The following is a 15,826-nucleotide window of genomic DNA, read 5'->3' on the forward strand; positions in this document are numbered from 1 at the left end:
GCAGTCCGCCCGTGCACGCATCTGCACCGCGAGAACGTCAAGGAAGGCCCACTGATGGAGCTCGGTCTCATCGGCCTCGGCAAGATGGGCGGCAACATGCGCGAGCGCATCCGCCGCGCAGGCCACACCGTCATCGGATACGACCGCAACCCGGAGCTCGCCGACGTCCACAGCCTGCGGGAACTGGTGGACGCCCTGCGGGGCCCCCGCGTCGTGTGGGTGATGGTCCCGGCGGGCGGGCCCACGCAGGCCACCGTGGACGAGCTGGCGGAGCTGCTGTCCCCCGGTGACGTGGTCGTGGACGGCGGCAACTCGCGGTGGACGGACGACGAGCGGCACGCCCGGCAGCTCGCCGAGCGCGGCATCGGGTTCGTGGACTGCGGCGTGTCCGGCGGCGTGTGGGGCCTGGAGAACGGCTACGCGCTGATGTACGGCGGCGAGGCCGAGGACGTGGCCAAGGTGCAGCCGGTCTTCGAAGCGCTCAAGCCCGAGGGCGAGTACGGTTCGGTGCACGCGGGCAAGGTCGGCGCCGGGCACTTCGCCAAGATGGTCCACAACGGCATCGAGTACGCGATGATGCAGTCCTTCGCCGAAGGCTGGGAGCTGCTGGAGGCCGTCGACTCGGTGACCGACGTGCGGGAGATCTTCCGCTCCTGGCGGGAGGGCACCGTCATCCGCTCCTGGCTGCTGGACCTCGCGGTCAACGCGCTGGACGACGACCGGCACCTGGAGAAGCTGCGCGGCTACGCGCAGGACTCCGGCGAGGGCCGCTGGACGGTCGAGGCGGCCATCGACCACGCGGTTCCGCTCCCCGCCATCACGGCGTCACTGTTCGCCCGGTTCTCCTCGCGGCAGGACGACTCGCCGCAGATGAAGATGATCGCGGCGCTGCGCAACCAGTTCGGCGGGCACGCCGTCACCGAGAAGAGCGACGACCTCGGCGTCGACGCGCCGGGTGCGGACGTCGACCCGCCCGTGGGCGGCTGACGACGTAGATGCACGTCACGCATCTGTCGCTCGCCGACTTCCGTTCGTACGCCAGGGCCGAGGTGCCGCTCGGCCCCGGCGTCACGGCGTTCGTCGGGCCGAACGGTCAGGGGAAGACGAACCTGGTCGAGGCCGTCGGCTACCTCGCCACGCTCGGCAGCCACCGGGTGGCCGCCGACGCGCCGCTCGTGCGCATGGGCGCGGAGCGGGCGGTGGTGCGGGCGGCCGTGGTGCAGGGCGAGCGGCAGCAGCTCGTCGAGCTGGAGATCACTCCGGGCCGGGCGAACCGGGCGCGGATCAACCGCTCGTCCCAGGTCCGGCCGCGCGACGTGCTGGGCATCCTGCGCACGGTGCTGTTCGCCCCGGAGGACCTGAGCCTGGTGAAGGGCGACCCGGGGGAGCGCAGGCGGTTCCTGGACGAGCTGGTCACGGCGCGCTCGCCGCGCATGGCGGGCGTGCGCTCGGACTACGACCGGGTGCTGAAGCAGCGCAACACCCTGCTGAAGTCGGCGGCGATGGCCCGCCGGCACGGCGGCCGTTCGCTGGACCTGTCCACGCTGGACGTGTGGGACCAGCACCTGGCGCGGGTGGCCGCCGAGGTGCTGGTCCAGCGCTACGCGCTGGTGGCCGACCTGGAGCCGCTGGCCGACAAGGCGTACGACCAGGTGGCGCCGGGCGGCGGCCCGGTGGCACTGGAGTACCGTGCGCCGGTGCCCGAGGGGAGCCGGGAGGAGCTGTACGAGCGTCTGCTCGTGGCGCTGGGCGAGGCGCGCAAGCAGGAGATCGAGCGGGGCGTGACACTGGTGGGGCCCCACCGGGACGACCTGCTGCTGCGGCTCGGCCGGCTGCCCGCGAAGGGGTACGCCAGCCACGGGGAGTCCTGGTCGTACGCGCTGGCGCTGCGGCTGGCCTCCTACGACCTGCTGCGGGCCGAGGGCAACGAACCGGTGCTGGTGCTGGACGACGTGTTCGCCGAGCTGGACACCCGGCGGCGGGAGCGGCTGGCGGAACTCGTCGCCCCCGCGGAGCAGGTGCTGGTGACGGCCGCCGTGGACGACGACGTCCCGGCCGCGCTGTCCGGTACCCGGTTCTCCGTCGCCGACGGGGAGGTGGTGGCGGCGTGAGCGAGGCAGACCCCGGCTCCGGCGGGCCCGGGAACCCCGCGCCGCCCCCGCTCTCGGGTGTGGACCTGGCGAGGGTGGCGCTGCGGGCCGCCAAGGAGCAGGCCCGGGTGCGGGGTGAGGCGACGCGGCAGCGTCAGCAGGCCCGGCGCGGGGGAGTGCGGTCGGGAGCCCGGCGCGACGGCCGGGACCCGCTGCCGCTGGGTGCGGCCATCGAGCGGCTGAAGACGGAGCGGGGCTGGGAGATGCCGATGGCCGTCGGCGGTGTGATGGGCCGCTGGCCGGACATCGTCGGGGCGAAGAACGCCGAGCACTGCCGTCCCGAGCGGTACGACGAGGACACCCGGGTGCTGCACGTCCGCTGTGACGCGACGGCGTGGGCGACCGAGCTGCGGCGGCTGGCGCCCGAGCTGGTGCGGCGGCTGAACGAGGACCTGGGTCAGGGCACGGTCACGCTCATCAAAGTGCGGGGACCGGGCGGGCCCGGCCCCCGCTACGGCCCGCTCCGGGTCCGCTGAACCGTCGTTTCACGTGAAACGGCGAGCCCTCCGCCCCGTGTCAACGCCGCACCGTAACGTGTCCGTTTCACGTGAAACATACCCCCCGTACGGGGCGGCGGACGTGACCCCGGTCACGGTAACGGGTGGTTGACACTCCGAAGCGCTGAGCGCCCCTGTGAGCCTCTTGGGGCCCCCGGTCGCATATGGGGAGTCGGACGACGCTCGTCCAGGGCGGCACATGGGGACTCAGGCGCCAGCAAACCCCCATCAATGTCAGCGCTACCGGTAGACTGGGAGGCACCCGCCGTACCGCGGACCAAGCCGAACGATGCAGCCGCTCCTGCCCGAAAAGGAGACGGCTTCTGCTGTGCCAGAAAGGGCGCTTCGTGGCCGATTCCGGCAACCCCAACGAGAACCCCCCGTCCGTCGCCGAGGACGCCCCCGTCGCTCCCCTGCGCCAGAACGAGGTGGCGTACGACGCGAGCGCGATCACGGTCCTGGAGGGCCTGGACGCGGTCCGCAAACGTCCGGGCATGTACATCGGTTCGACCGGCGAGCGCGGCCTGCACCACCTGGTGTACGAGGTCGTCGACAACTCCGTCGACGAGGCGCTGGCCGGCTGGGCGAACGCCATCGACGTCACGGTCCTCGCCGACGGCGGGGTGCGCGTGGTCGACAACGGCCGTGGTATCCCGGTGGACATCGTCCCCTCGGAGAACCGGCCGGCCGTCGAGGTCGTCCTCACCGTGCTGCACGCGGGTGGCAAGTTCGGTGGCGGCGGGTACGCCGTCTCCGGCGGTCTGCACGGCGTCGGCGTCTCGGTGGTGAACGCGCTCTCGCAGCGGGTCTCGGTCGACATCCGGCGGGACGGTTACCGCTGGACGCAGGAGTACCGGCGCGGCGCGCCCGTCAGTCCGCTGGAGCGGCAGGAGGCCACCGAGGAGACGGGGACGACGCTCACCTTCTGGGCCGACGGCGACATCTTCGAGACGACGGAGTACTCCTTCGAGACGCTGTCGCGGCGTTTCCAGGAGATGGCGTTCCTCAACGGCGGCCTGACGATCTCGCTGACCGACGAGCGGGCGTCCGCGAAGCAGACGGCGGGGGCGGACACCACCGACACGGCGGACGATGACAAGCCCCGTACGGTCACCTACCACTACGAGGGCGGGATCTCGGACTTCGTCCGCCATCTCAACTCCCGCAAGGGAGAGGTCGTCCACCCGACCGTCGTGTACTTCGAGGCCGAGGACAAGGAGCGGATGCTCTCGGCCGAGATCGCCATGCAGTGGAACACCCAGTACACCGAGGGCGTCTACAGCTTCGCGAACATCATCCACACCCACGAGGGCGGCACCCACGAGGAGGGCTTCAGGGCGGCGCTCACCGGCCTGGTCAACCGGTACGCGCGGGAGCGGAAGCTGCTGCGCGAGAAGGACGACAACCTCACGGGCGAGGACATCCGCGAGGGCCTGACGGCCATCCTCTCCGTGAAGCTCGGCGAGCCGCAGTTCGAGGGCCAGACGAAGACGAAGCTGGGCAACACCGAGGTGAAGACGTTCGTCCAGAAGGTCGTGCACGAGCACGTCACCGACTGGTTCGACCGCAACCCCAACGAGGCAGCGGACATCATCCGCAAGGGCATCCAGGCGGCCACGGCGCGGGTCGCGGCCCGCAAGGCGCGGGATCTGACGCGGCGTAAGGGGCTGCTGGAGACGGCGTCGCTGCCGGGCAAGCTGTCGGACTGCCAGTCGAACGACGCCAGCAAGTGCGAGATCTTCATCGTCGAGGGTGATTCCGCCGGCGGTTCGGCCAAGTCCGGGCGCGACCCGCAGTACCAGGCGATCCTCCCCATCCGCGGCAAGATCCTGAACGTGGAGAAGGCCCGCATCGACAAGGTGCTCCAGAACACCGAGGTGCAGGCGCTGATCTCGGCCTTCGGCACGGGCATCCACGAGGACTTCGACATCGAGAAGCTCCGCTACCACAAGATCATCCTGATGGCGGACGCCGACGTCGACGGCCAGCACATCAACACCCTGCTGCTGACCCTCCTCTTCCGCTTCATGCGCCCGCTGGTGGAGGCCGGGCACGTGTACCTCTCGCAGCCCCCTCTGTACAAGATCAAGTGGACCCGGGACGACCACGAGTACGCGTACTCCGACCGCGAGCGGGACCAGCTCATCCGGCTCGGACGCGAGCAGGGCAAGCGCATCCGCGACGACTCGGTGCAGCGGTTCAAGGGTCTGGGCGAGATGAACGCCGAGGAGCTGCGCACGACGACGATGGACTCGGAGCTGCGGGTGCTGCGCCAGGTCACCATCGACGACGCCGCCGCCGCCGACGACCTGTTCTCGATCCTCATGGGCGAGGACGTGGAGTCGCGGCGCTCGTTCATCCAGCGCAACGCCAAGGACGTCCGTTTTCTCGACATCTGAGTCGGCCCGTGAACGCCGCCGCCAGAAAGGGACTGTGAACAGCAATGGCCGACGAGAACCCCCCGGCAGCCGTGCCCGAGCCGACCGGTGAGGCGGGTGCCCTGCGCATCGAGCCGGTGACGCTCGAAACGGAGATGCAGCGCTCGTACCTCGACTACGCGATGAGCGTCATCGTCTCCCGGGCGCTGCCCGACGTCCGGGACGGCCTCAAGCCCGTGCACCGACGCGTGCTGTACGCCATGTACGACGGCGGCTACCGCCCCGAGCGCGGCTTCTACAAGTGTGCCCGCGTCGTCGGTGACGTCATGGGCACCTACCACCCGCACGGTGACTCCTCCATCTACGACGCGCTCGTCCGTCTGGCCCAGACGTGGTCGATGCGGATGCCGCTGGTCGACTCCAACGGCAACTTCGGCTCCCCGGGCAACGACCCGGCCGCGGCCATGCGGTACACCGAGTGCAAGATGGCCCCGCTGGCCATGGAGATGCTCCGGGACATCGACGAGGAGACCGTCGACTTCCAGGACAACTACGACGGCCGCAACCAGGAGCCGACGGTGCTGCCGTCCCGGTTCCCGAACCTGCTCGTCAACGGCTCGGCGGGCATCGCGGTCGGTATGGCCACCAACATCCCGCCGCACAACCTGCGCGAGGTGGCGGCGGGCGCCCAGTGGTACCTGGACCACCCCGAGGCGTCCAACGAGGAACTGCTGGACGCGCTGCTGGAACGGATCAAGGGCCCGGACTTCCCCACCGGCGCGCTGGTCGTCGGCCGGAGCGGCATCGAGGACGCGTACCGGACCGGGCGCGGCTCGATCACCATGCGCGCGGTCGTCGAGGTGGAGGAGATCCAGGGCCGCCAGTGCCTGGTCGTCACCGAGCTGCCCTACCAGGTGAACCCGGACAACCTCGCGCTGAAGATCGCGGACCTGGTCAAGGACGGCAGGGTCGGCGGCATCGCGGACGTGCGGGACGAGACCAGCTCACGCACCGGCCAGCGTCTGGTTGTCGTCCTCAAGCGGGACGCGGTGGCCAAGGTCGTCCTGAACAACCTGTACAAGCACACCGACCTCCAGACGAACTTCGGCGCGAACATGCTCGCCCTGGTGGACGGGGTGCCGCGCACGCTGTCGCTGGACGCGTTCATCCGCAACTGGGTCGCGCACCAGGTCGACGTCATCGTCCGCCGCACCCGCTACCGGCTGCGCAAGGCCGAGGAGCGGGCCCACATCCTGCGTGGCCTGCTCAAGGCGCTGGACGCGATCGACGAGGTCATCGCGCTGATCCGGCGCAGCGACACGGTCGACGTCGCCCGTACCGGGCTGATGGGGCTGCTGGAGATCGACGAGATCCAGGCGAACGCCATCCTGGAGATGCAGCTGCGCCGGCTCGCCGCCCTGGAGCACCAGAAGATCACCGCCGAGCACGACGACCTCCAGGCGAAGATCACCGGGTACAAGGCGATCCTGGCCTCGCCGGAGCGCCAGCGCAGCATCATCAGCGAGGAACTGACCGCGCTGGTGGAGAAGTTCGGCGACGACCGGCGCAGCCAGCTGGTGCCCTTCGAGGGCGACATGTCCATCGAGGACCTGATCGCCGAGGACGACATCGTCGTCACCATCACCCGCGGCGGCTACGTCAAGCGCACGCGGACGGTCGACTACCGGGCGCAGAAGCGCGGCGGGAAGGGCGTGCGCGGCACGAAGCTGCGGGAAGACGACATCGTCGACCACTTCTTCGTGTCCACCACGCACCACTGGCTGCTGTTCTTCACCAACAAGGGCCGGGTCTACCGGGCGAAGGCGTACGAGCTGCCGGACGCGGGGCGGGAGGCACGCGGGCAGCACGTGGCGAACCTGCTGGCGTTCCAGCCGGACGAGCAGATCGCCGAGATCCTCGCCATCCGGGACTACGAGGCGACGCCGTACCTGGTGCTCGCGACGAAGTCCGGACTGGTGAAGAAGACCCCGCTCAAGGACTACGACTCGCCGCGGGCCGGCGGCGTCATCGCCATCAACCTCCGGCAGATGGAGGACGGCCGTGACGACGAGCTGATCGGCGCCGAGCTGGTCTCCGCGGAGGACGACCTGCTGCTCATCAGCAAGAAGGCGCAGTCCATCCGGTTCACCGCCACCGACGAGGCGCTGCGGCCCATGGGACGGGCCACCTCGGGCGTGAAGGGCATGAGTTTCCGCGCGGACGACGAGCTGCTCTCGATGAACGTGGTCCGGGCGGGTACGTTCGTGTTCACCGCCACCGACGGCGGCTACGCCAAGCGCACCAGCGTGGACGAGTACCGCGTCCAGGGCCGTGGCGGCCTCGGCATCAAGGCCGCCCGGATCGTGGAGGACCGCGGTTCGCTGGTCGGTGCGCTCGTCGTCGAGGACACCGACGAGATCCTGGCCATCACGCTGGGCGGCGGGGTGATCCGCACGCGGGTCAGCGGTGTGCGGGAGACGGGCCGTGACACCATGGGCGTCCAACTGATCAACCTGGGCAAGCGGGATGCCGTCGTCGGGATCGCGCGGAACGCGGAGGCCGGCCGTGAGGCGGAGGAGGTCGAGGCTGACGTACCTGCCGACGGCCTCGCGGAGCCGACCACCACGGACGCCACCGCTGCGGATGACGCGGCCGGTACGGCCACGGACAGCGAGGAGTAGGGCGTGAGCGGGACCACGGGCGGGGCGGAGAAGGGCGCGGCGGGTGGCCCCGCTCCGTCCGGGGGCGGCCGGACGCCCTATCAGGGGCAGACGCCGGCGCGCGGAGTGACGATGACCAGCGCCCAGCCGCCACATCAGCAGCCGCACCGGCCGCCACAGGCGTACCCGGCTCCCGGCGGCGAGGAGGAGGACGGGCCGGGCGGTGTGCGGCGCCCCCGCACGGGCGCCCGTGCCGTGCCGCGCACGCGCAAGGCACGGCTGCGGGTGGCCAAGGCGGACCCGTGGTCGGTGATGAAGGTCAGCTTCCTGCTCTCCGTCGCGCTCGGCGTCTGCACGGTCGTGGCGGTCGCGGTGCTGTGGATGGTCATGGACGGCATGGGCGTGTTCTCGACCATCGGTGACACCATCAGCGACGCGACGGAGAGCCCGGAGGGTGCGGGCTTCGACCTGGAGGCGATGCTCTCGCTGTCCCGGGTGCTGACGTTCACGGCGGTCATCGCGGCCATCGACGTCGTCCTGGCCACGGCCCTGGCCACGCTGGGCGCCTTCATCTACAACCTCTCCGCCGGTTTCGTCGGCGGTGTCGAGCTGACGCTGGCCGAGGACGAGTAAGCCCAGGCCCGGGGCCCGCCACGGGGGCGGGCCCCGGCCAGGAACCGATTTTGGGAGAGCGCGGAAGTGCGCTAATGTTTCGTTGCAGCGCGGGGCTATAGCTCAGACGGTTAGAGCGCTTCCCTGATAAGGAAGAGGCCACAGGTTCAAGTCCTGTTAGCCCCACCGTGCAAGTCCCCGGCCGGTATCCGGCCGGGGGTTTTTGCTTGTGCTCGGGCTTTCCTCGTGTCCCGGTCAAGGGACACGGCGGGTGCGGCCGTGCGGCGATCGCTCGCGCATACGGTTGGGTATCATCGGGCGCCAGTAGGGTTCCGACGTCGTTGAAGGACGAGGTAACGCCGTGAAGAAGCTCCTCCTGGTCGCGCTGGCCGCCATCGGCGGGCTCCTCGTGTACCGCCAGATCCAGGCGGACCGTGCCGAGCAGGACCTGTGGACCGAGGCCACCGACTCCGTGCCCTCGGGCCCGGGTGCCTGAGGGCACACTGACCGCCGGTGCCGCGCAGCCGGTACCCGATCCCGTACCGCTGTCCGCACCTCCTCCTTGAGGAACACCGCTCCTTGAGGGCGGGCGGCGGCTCCAGACGAAGCCCCGGCCGTGGCGGCCGGGGCTTCGCCGCGTTCCGGCACCGTGACACGCCTCGCCCAGGTCTGTGCGCTCGCAAATGTCCTGGGCAGTTGCCGCTCCGGGCGCTCCCGCGCGGTCCGGCGGGCGGATGCCCGGTCGCGCGAGACGTCAGGCCCTGAGCCTGACGCAACGTCAGTTCTCGGGCGCTCCGGTGACGCCGAAGGGCCCGTCGTGCGCCGCCGCCCCCGCCGTGGTGCGGGTCGCACGGCGCCCGCCTGCGCCGTTGCGGCCGGGAAAAGAGAGTGAGGACGGGCGGACTGCCGTGGCTCGCGCTCGTCCACCCGGCCCGGCCCGGGCCGCGGGCGCCGGGAAATCCGGGGGCGGCGGGCCCTGGGACGGGGCGGACGGTGCAGGATGGACCGGTCCGGGCCGCCGCGGCGGGCCCGGCCGTCGGCCACGGCGGCCAACGGCCGGGCGGCCGGCGGCACGAGCGAGACGACGAGGGGGCGGCGCATGGCGAAGCGGCGTACGAGGAGGACGGGCGCGCGGTGGACGGCGGCCGTGGTGGCGCTCGGCGCGGTGACGGCGCTGCCGGGCGCGGCGGCGGCGCAGGACGCGCCGGACGCCGCGCCGTGGTACGTGGCGGCCGAGGACGCCGTGGCGGTCGAGGGGCAGGCCAGCAGCTCGGACGGCCCCGAGCTGACGCCGGGCCGGTACACCGACGCCATCGGCCCCGGGGAGACGAAGTTCTACAGCCTCGCGCTGGACGACACCTCCACCGCCTACCTCGCCGCCACGGTGGCCCCGAAACCCGGCACCACCGTCGCCTCCTTCGGCGAGGAGATCGAGGTGCGGCTGACGACCACCGACGGCCAGGTGTGCGACACCGGCGGCGACGGGTTCGCCGGGGACGGCACCGCGTACCCGGTCAGTGACTACGCGGCGCGCCGGATAGGCGGCGGCATCGAGCGGTGCCAGAAGGCCGGGCCCTACCTCTTCCAGGTGACCCGCGACAACCCCGAGACGGCCGACCCGGCCGACTGGCCGGTCGAGATCAGCTACCTCTCCGAACCGGGCCTGACGGGCGCCGTCCCCGGGCCGCCTGGGAACGGGGCCGACGAGGACGAGGAGCCGCCCCCGCCGCCGACCGGCACCCCGAAGGAGGCGCACGGCGGGACGGGCTTCAACGACGCCGGTTCCGTCGGCGCCGGCGTGTGGAAGGACCGGCTGGAGGCCGGCCAGACCCGGTTCTACCGGGTGCCGCTGGACTGGGGGCAGCGACTGCACGCCCTGGCCGAACTGCCCAACGGCCGGGCGTCCGACGAGGCGTCCGGCTTCGTTTCCAAGGCCGTCGGGCTGCACACCTTCGATCCGGCACGCGGTGACCTGGCCTCGAACTTCCAGTCCTTCACCGGCGCGCAGACGGCTGTGGGCCTGAGCACCGGCGTCGTCGAGTACGGCGCCCGCTTCGCGGACAAGGTGCCCGGCCCCGACATGGCCGGCTGGTCCTACCTGGCCGTCACGCTGCACCAGGATCTGGCCCCGCACTTTCCCTCGGGCGCGAACGTCACCCTGCGCGTCACCATCGAGGGCGAGCCGAAGGAGGCGCCCGCGTACGACAGGGACGCGGTGGCCGCCGGGTTCGGCGTCACCGACGCGGACCGGGACGCGGCCGCGAAGGGGCTGACGGCGGCCGAGGCCGCCGAGGGCGACACCCGGCAGCTCATCGCCGTGGCCGGGATCGGCACGGGCAGCGTGCTGGTCCTCGGCCTGCTGGTGTGGTGGCTGCTGGCCCGCCGCCGGGCGGGGGCCGCCGCGGTGCCGTCCGCGGCCGTGGGCGGTTACGGTCACCCGCAGCCGGGATACGGACCGGCCGCCGGTTCCTGGCCTCCTCCGGGGGACGGCCGGGGGCAGCCGTGAGTCCGTCACCGCGGGGGCGGGGGCCGGTGCGCCGCACCGGGCCGGTGCGCGGGGGCCGGGCGTTCAGGACTGCGTGAGCGCCCAGATCCCGACGGCGAAGCACAGCAGGGCGACCAGCAGCACCGGGACCGCGACCTTCGCGGGCGGTCCCGGCCGCTTGCCCACGGCGGCCGGCGCGGGCTCGGCCGGTGCGGGACGGGGGTGGCCGCCGGGGTGCGCGGGAGCGTGGGCGGCGGTGGTCTGCGGCGGTCCGGCGGCGTACGGGGGCGTGCCGTGCGGGGCCGCCGGGTGCGGTGCGGGCCGGGCGGAAGCCGGTGCGGTGGCGGCGGCCTTCGGGGCCGCCGGTGCGGTGGCGGCCGGTGCCGGGGCCGCCGGTGCCGCACCGGGCGGGGCCAGGTGGAAGCTTCCCGTATCGGAGGCGTCCGGGTACACCGCCGCCTCCGCGGCCTTCGCCGACGGCCGCTCGGGCCCGGCGGCCCCGTACCCGGCGGGCAGCGGGCCGACGTGGTCGGACACCTCCACCGTGCCGGCGGAGCCCGCGCCGGCACGGCCCACCCCGGCCAGCCGCAGCGTCGCGTCCGCGTCCAGCACCTCCAGCGCCCCGGCGACGGCCCTGCGGGCCCCGGTCGCCGTACGGAAACGGTCCTGCGGGTCCGGCTGGAGCAGTCCGGCGAGCACCTGCCACAGCGGTTCGGGCACCCCGGCGGGCGCCTCGGGCACCCCGTGCTCGTAGGCGGCCAGGAGCGCCTGCGCGTCCGGCTTGCGGCCGTGCAGCAGGTAGAGCCCGACCAGCCCGACGGCGTACAGGTCGGCGGGGAAGTCGGGCTCGGCGCCGAGCAGCTGCTCGGGCGCGAAGTAACCGGGCGTGCCGACGACGTAGGCGGTCCCGGTGAGCCGCGGCTCACCCTTGCGCATGGCGATGCCGAAGTCGGACAGCCGCAGGTGCGGCCGTCCGGTGCCCGTCGCCTCCAGCAGGATGTTGGCGGGCTTGACGTCGCGGTGCACCACGTCCTCGGCGTGCACCGCCGTCAGCCCGGACAGCAGCTGGTCGAGCAGGACGCACACCAGGCGGGGCGGGAGGGGGCCGTGGTCGCCGATGAGGTGGGCCAGCGAGCCGCCGCACAGCAGGTCCATGGTGAACAGGACCTGGTCGTCGTCGGCGGCCCAGCTGGTGGGGGCGAGCACGTGCGGGTGGTCGATGCGCAGGGCCTGCTCGCGCACGAAGCGCAACAGGGAGTGGGCGTCGCCCTGCTGGAGCACCTTGGCCGCGACGTAGCGCTTCCTGCGGTGGTCCCAGGCCCGCCAGACCGCTCCGGCCCCGCCCCGGCCGATCGGGTCGACCAGTTCGTACCGACCCGCGAAGACCTCGCCCATCGCGCCGTGCCGCCCTTTCCCGCCCGTGCCTGTGCCCGTCAGCCCTGGTGGGCCTCGTAGTGCTTGACCGCGTCCGAGGTCCTGCCCGCCCCGTACACCCGGAGGAACTCTGCCAGTTCGGGATGGCTCTCCGCGAGCGTCTGCGACGCCTCCAGGACGTCCTGGGCGTCCGCGATGGCCCGCAGCAGCGACTGGATCTCCCGCACGGCGCGCTTGACGGTCGTCTGCTGGCCCGACGCCGTGGTCTGCGTGGTGCCGCCGAGCACGCTCTGCCCGGCGGTCCGGCGGATCTCCTCCATCCGCCGGGTGGCGTCGGCCGCGCTGACGTGACCGCCCGTGACCTCACCGGCCAGTGCCTGGAGCGACTGCACCCGCTGGACGACCGCCGGGTTGCCGATCTTGGCGCGCTGACCGCTCATCAGCTGTGAAAGCATCGGTGCCGAGAGGCCGAGCACAGTGGCCAGCCGCGCCTGGTTCAGGCCGAGATCGTCGATCAGCCGCCGGAACAGGCTGCCGAGCGGCTCCCCGTACCAGGCGCTCTGCAGCTCCCGGGCTTTGGCCGTGGGGTCCTGCTGTGCTGCTTCCATGTGTCTCCCCTGAGTCTCCCCTGTCCGCTTCGCGCCAGCGAACTTGCGGTGCATCCTACGGAGCCGTACGCGTCGCGGCGATACCCGGTCGGAATCGGACGTCCGGAGCGGGTACGCTTGGGGCCGACGGGGCCTTAGCTCAGTTGGTAGAGCGCTGTCTTTGCATGGCAGATGTCAGGGGTTCGACTCCCCTAGGCTCCACTCTCTTCAGACCCCCCCTCACCTGCGGTAACGCAGGTGAGGGGGGGTCTTGTTGCTGCTGGGGGCAGGGGCGGGCGCGTCGCGGCGACGGCTGCGGCCGTGCGGCGGGAGCAGGGCGGCGAGTGGACCGCCGTCGACCAGGGGGAGGTCCGCGCGGGCCGGGAGCGCTCCGGCGGCGGTCAGCGGAGTTCGGCGGGCGGCGTGCGGTCGGCGTCCACCGGCTCGGTGCGTGTCAGCTCACCCCACACGATGTACCGGTAGTTGGAGGTGAACACCGGCGTGCAGGTGGTGAGGGTGATGTAGCGGCCCTCCTCCTCCTTGCCGGACTCCTCGGGGACGTCGGCCAGCACCTCGACGTTGTACTTCGAGGTCTCGGGCAGGATCGCGTACACCTCGTAGACGAACCACGTGTCCTTCGTCTCGAAGACGACGGGGTCGCCCTTCTCGATCTTGTGGATGTCGTGGAACTTCGCGCCGTGCCCGTCGCGGTGGGCGGCCAGCGAGAAGTTGCCCTCCTCGTCCCACGGCATCGCGGACTTCACCGGCTTCTCGTAGAAACCGGCGATGCCCTGGTTCAGTTCCTCGGGGTCGGTACCCGGCATGACGAGGATCTCGTCGTCGTCCATCGCGGGCACGTGCAGGAAGCCGATGCCGTTGCGCACGTCCAGCGCGCCCGGGCCGGTGTCCTTCCCGGGGGCGTCGGCGCCGTCCTCCTGCACGGCCCAGCTGTCCCGCAGGGACTCGCTCTCCCGGGCGGCGGCCTGGTCGGCGAGCACGTTCGTCCACCACAGCGAGTAGGCGACGAACAGGGCCAGCAGGACGCCCGTGGTGATGAGCAGTTCACCGATCACGCTGACGGTGGCGGCGACGCGTCCGCGTGTCCGCCCGCCCCCGCGCGGCGGCCGCACGGGCTCCCCGGTCTGCGCCTCGTCCCGCTCGGTCACTGCCACTGTCTCCACCGTCCGCCTTCGCTTCCGCCCGGCTACCCGACGAGGGCGTCCGGCTTGCCCTCGCTCCGCGGGCGCTCCTCGACCATCTTCCCCCAGACGATGAGACGGTACTTGGACGTGAATTCCGGGGTACAGGTGGTCAGCGTCACATAGCGGCCCGGCTCGGTGAAGCCCGACTCCTCGGGGACGGGGGAGACCACGTCCACGTTGGACGGCAGCGTGGACGGCAGCATGCTCGTCATCTCGTACGTGTAGTAGGTGTCCCGGGTCTCGACGACGATGGGGTCGCCCGGTTCCAGCTTGTTGATGTAGCGGAACGGTTCGCCGTGGGTGTTGCGGTGGCCCGCGACGGCGAAGTTGCCCTCCTCGTCCCAGGGCATCGCCGTCTTGAGGCCCGACTCCTCGTCGTAGTGCCCGGCCAGCCCGCGGTCCAGGACGCTGTTCTTGTCGATCCCCTCGGCCACCGGGACGCGGACGTCGAGCTTGGGTATGTACATGATGGCGAAGCCCTCGCCGGGGGTGAAGGCGCCGGGCCTGCGGGCGTCGGCGTCCTCCGTCTCCCACCTCTGTGTGAGGTCGCTGGCCGTGCCCCGGGCGGCCATGTCGGCCTGGACGTTGGTCCACCAGAGCTGGTAGGTGACGAAGAGGAGCAGCAGCACGCCGCAGGTGATGAACAGCTCCCCCACGGCGCGGCTGGCGACGACGGAGAAGCTGTCCTTGTGCGCCCTGGCGGCCTGGGCCGCCGCCCGGCGCCGCGCGGCCCGGCCCCCACCGGGCGCGGCGGACGGCCGGTCAGCGGGCTGCCGGTCTTCGGGCCGCGGGTCCCGGGGCTGCGGGGCCGGTGCGGCCGGACGCGGCCGTACCCGCCGCAGCGCGACGGTCTGCGGGTCGTCGGCCGCCTCCCCGGCGCCCGGCCAGGTGGCACCGTGGCGGGAGCCGGGCGCGGGCGGGGCCCCGGCGGTCTCCGGCGGGACGGGCGCGCTCGGCCGGGGCGGTGCGGGGCGTGGCGGGGCGGACCGCGGCGGGACGGGCTCCGGCGGGACGGGCCGCGTCCTGAACCACGGTGAGCCCGCGTGCGCCCCCCGCGCCCCCTCGCCCCCCACCGTCTCCTCGCCCCCGGTCGGCCGCTCGCCCCGGGCGGGCGGCGGCACGGCGCCGGGAACGTGCGGCGCGCGGGGAGCGTCCCGGCCGGGCAGGGGGTCGTTGAGCGGGTCTTCCAGGCGGCCGACGGCTTCCTCAAGCGCCTCGGGGTCCGTGTACGGATCGCCCGGCGACGTCACGTCCCGACCACCGGGGCCAGGCCCCCGGACCGCTCCACCGCACCGGTGTCACCGCACTCGGCCAGCCAGTTGGCCAGCATCCGGTGACCCCACTCGGTGAGCACGGACTCGGGGTGGAACTGCACGCCCTCCACCGCCCGCTCGCGGTGCCGCAGCCCCATGACGACGCCCGACTCGGTGCGCGCGGTGACCTCCAGCTCGTCCGGCACCGTCTTCGGCTCGGCGCACAGCGAGTGGTAGCGGGTGGCGGTGAACGGCGAGGGCAGTCCGGCGAAGACGCCCCGGCCCTCGTGCGTCACCAGTGAGGTCTTGCCGTGCAGCAGCTCGGGTGCGCGGTCCACGACGCCGCCGTAGGCGACCGCCATCGACTGCATGCCCAGGCACACGCCGAAGACCGGCACCCCGGTGCCGGCGCAGTGCCGGACCATGTCCACGCACACCCCGGCCTGCTCCGGCGCGCCGGGGCCGGGGGAGAGCAGGACGCCGTCGAAACCGTCCTGGGCGTGCTCCGTGCGGACCTCGTCGTTGCGCAGCACCTCGCACTCGGCGCCGAGCTGGTAGAGGTACTGCACGATGTTGAAGACGAAGCTGTCGTAGTTGTCGACCACGAGAATCCGTGTGCTCATACCGC

Annotated in this window: 13 protein-coding genes and 2 tRNA genes; 10 read left to right on the plus strand and 5 right to left on the minus strand. The window is 72.3% G+C overall.

From position 1 onward, the window contains the following. Nucleotides 1-54 precede the first annotated feature (54 nt). The 9 genes from gnd (at nt 55) to V1J52_RS17885 (ending at nt 10,803) form a co-directional block, all read left to right on the plus strand. Nucleotides 55-987, plus strand: coding sequence for a phosphogluconate dehydrogenase (NAD(+)-dependent, decarboxylating) (gene gnd / locus V1J52_RS17845; protein ID WP_330140843.1), 933 nt, complete (start codon nt 55-57; stop codon nt 985-987). Nucleotides 988-995: 8 nt separating this feature from the next. Then, nucleotides 996-2,111, plus strand: a complete 1,116-nt coding sequence (recF, locus tag V1J52_RS17850) for a DNA replication/repair protein RecF (RefSeq protein WP_330140844.1) — start codon at nt 996-998, stop codon at nt 2,109-2,111. Continuing rightward, nucleotides 2,108-2,626, plus strand: coding sequence for a DciA family protein (locus tag V1J52_RS17855; protein ID WP_330140845.1), 519 nt, complete (start codon nt 2,108-2,110; stop codon nt 2,624-2,626). Before recF ends, V1J52_RS17855 begins: the two co-directional genes overlap by 4 nt. 344 nt (nt 2,627-2,970) lie before the next feature. Continuing rightward, nucleotides 2,971-5,046, plus strand: coding sequence for a DNA topoisomerase (ATP-hydrolyzing) subunit B (gene gyrB, locus V1J52_RS17860; RefSeq protein WP_330141007.1), 2,076 nt, complete (start codon nt 2,971-2,973; stop codon nt 5,044-5,046). A gap of 44 nt (nt 5,047-5,090) precedes the next feature. Then, nucleotides 5,091-7,706 carry a DNA gyrase subunit A gene (gyrA, locus tag V1J52_RS17865; protein ID WP_330140846.1) on the plus strand — a complete coding sequence of 872 codons (2,616 nt, stop codon included), beginning with the start codon at nt 5,091-5,093 and terminating at the stop codon, nt 7,704-7,706. A gap of 111 nt (nt 7,707-7,817) precedes the next feature. Next, complete coding sequence (locus tag V1J52_RS17870; RefSeq protein WP_443075856.1) at nt 7,818-8,318, plus strand: DUF3566 domain-containing protein; 501 nt, start codon at nt 7,818-7,820, stop codon at nt 8,316-8,318. Between the two features lie 91 nt (nt 8,319-8,409). After that, nucleotides 8,410-8,483 (plus strand) — tRNA-Ile (locus tag V1J52_RS17875). A gap of 175 nt (nt 8,484-8,658) precedes the next feature. Next, nucleotides 8,659-8,793: a DLW-39 family protein gene (locus V1J52_RS17880; protein ID WP_330140848.1), complete on the plus strand. Its 135-nt coding sequence runs from the start codon at nt 8,659-8,661 to the stop codon at nt 8,791-8,793. Between the two features lie 603 nt (nt 8,794-9,396). After that, the gene (locus tag V1J52_RS17885; protein ID WP_330140849.1) at nt 9,397-10,803 is read left to right on the plus strand and encodes a hypothetical protein; all 1,407 of its coding nucleotides are present in this window, start codon (nt 9,397-9,399) and stop codon (nt 10,801-10,803) included. Between the two features lie 63 nt (nt 10,804-10,866). Here the strand turns inward: V1J52_RS17885 and V1J52_RS17890 are convergent, their stop codons facing one another. Together V1J52_RS17890 and V1J52_RS17895 are read right to left on the minus strand one after the other, a co-directional pair. Beyond that, on the minus strand, nt 10,867-12,177 hold the full coding sequence (locus V1J52_RS17890) for a serine/threonine-protein kinase (protein WP_330140850.1): 1,311 nt from the start codon (nt 12,175-12,177) through the stop codon (nt 10,867-10,869). Between the two features lie 38 nt (nt 12,178-12,215). Further along, nucleotides 12,216-12,764, minus strand: a complete 549-nt coding sequence (locus V1J52_RS17895) for a helix-turn-helix domain-containing protein (protein WP_330140851.1) — start codon at nt 12,762-12,764, stop codon at nt 12,216-12,218. Nucleotides 12,765-12,892: 128 nt separating this feature from the next. Here V1J52_RS17895 and V1J52_RS17900 point away from each other — a divergent pair. Next, a tRNA-Ala gene (locus V1J52_RS17900) sits at nt 12,893-12,965 on the plus strand. Between the two features lie 179 nt (nt 12,966-13,144). Here the strand turns inward: V1J52_RS17900 and V1J52_RS17905 are convergent. Genes V1J52_RS17905 through V1J52_RS17915 form a run of 3 tightly spaced genes read right to left on the minus strand, consistent with a single transcriptional unit; the run spans nt 13,145 to nt 15,821 of the window. Further along, nucleotides 13,145-13,915: a class E sortase gene (locus tag V1J52_RS17905; protein ID WP_443075857.1), complete on the minus strand. Its 771-nt coding sequence runs from the start codon at nt 13,913-13,915 to the stop codon at nt 13,145-13,147. A 32-nt stretch (nt 13,916-13,947) separates the two neighbouring features. Beyond that, on the minus strand, nt 13,948-15,195 hold the full coding sequence (locus V1J52_RS17910; protein ID WP_330140852.1) for a class E sortase: 1,248 nt from the start codon (nt 15,193-15,195) through the stop codon (nt 13,948-13,950). After that, nucleotides 15,192-15,821: an aminodeoxychorismate/anthranilate synthase component II gene (locus tag V1J52_RS17915; RefSeq protein ID WP_330140853.1), complete on the minus strand. Its 630-nt coding sequence runs from the start codon at nt 15,819-15,821 to the stop codon at nt 15,192-15,194. The genes V1J52_RS17910 and V1J52_RS17915 overlap by 4 nt, the downstream gene beginning before the upstream one ends. Nucleotides 15,822-15,826: the final 5 nt, after the last annotated feature.

Source organism: Streptomyces solitudinis, assembly GCF_036323765.1.
Taxonomy (GTDB): domain Bacteria; phylum Actinomycetota; class Actinomycetes; order Streptomycetales; family Streptomycetaceae; genus Streptomyces.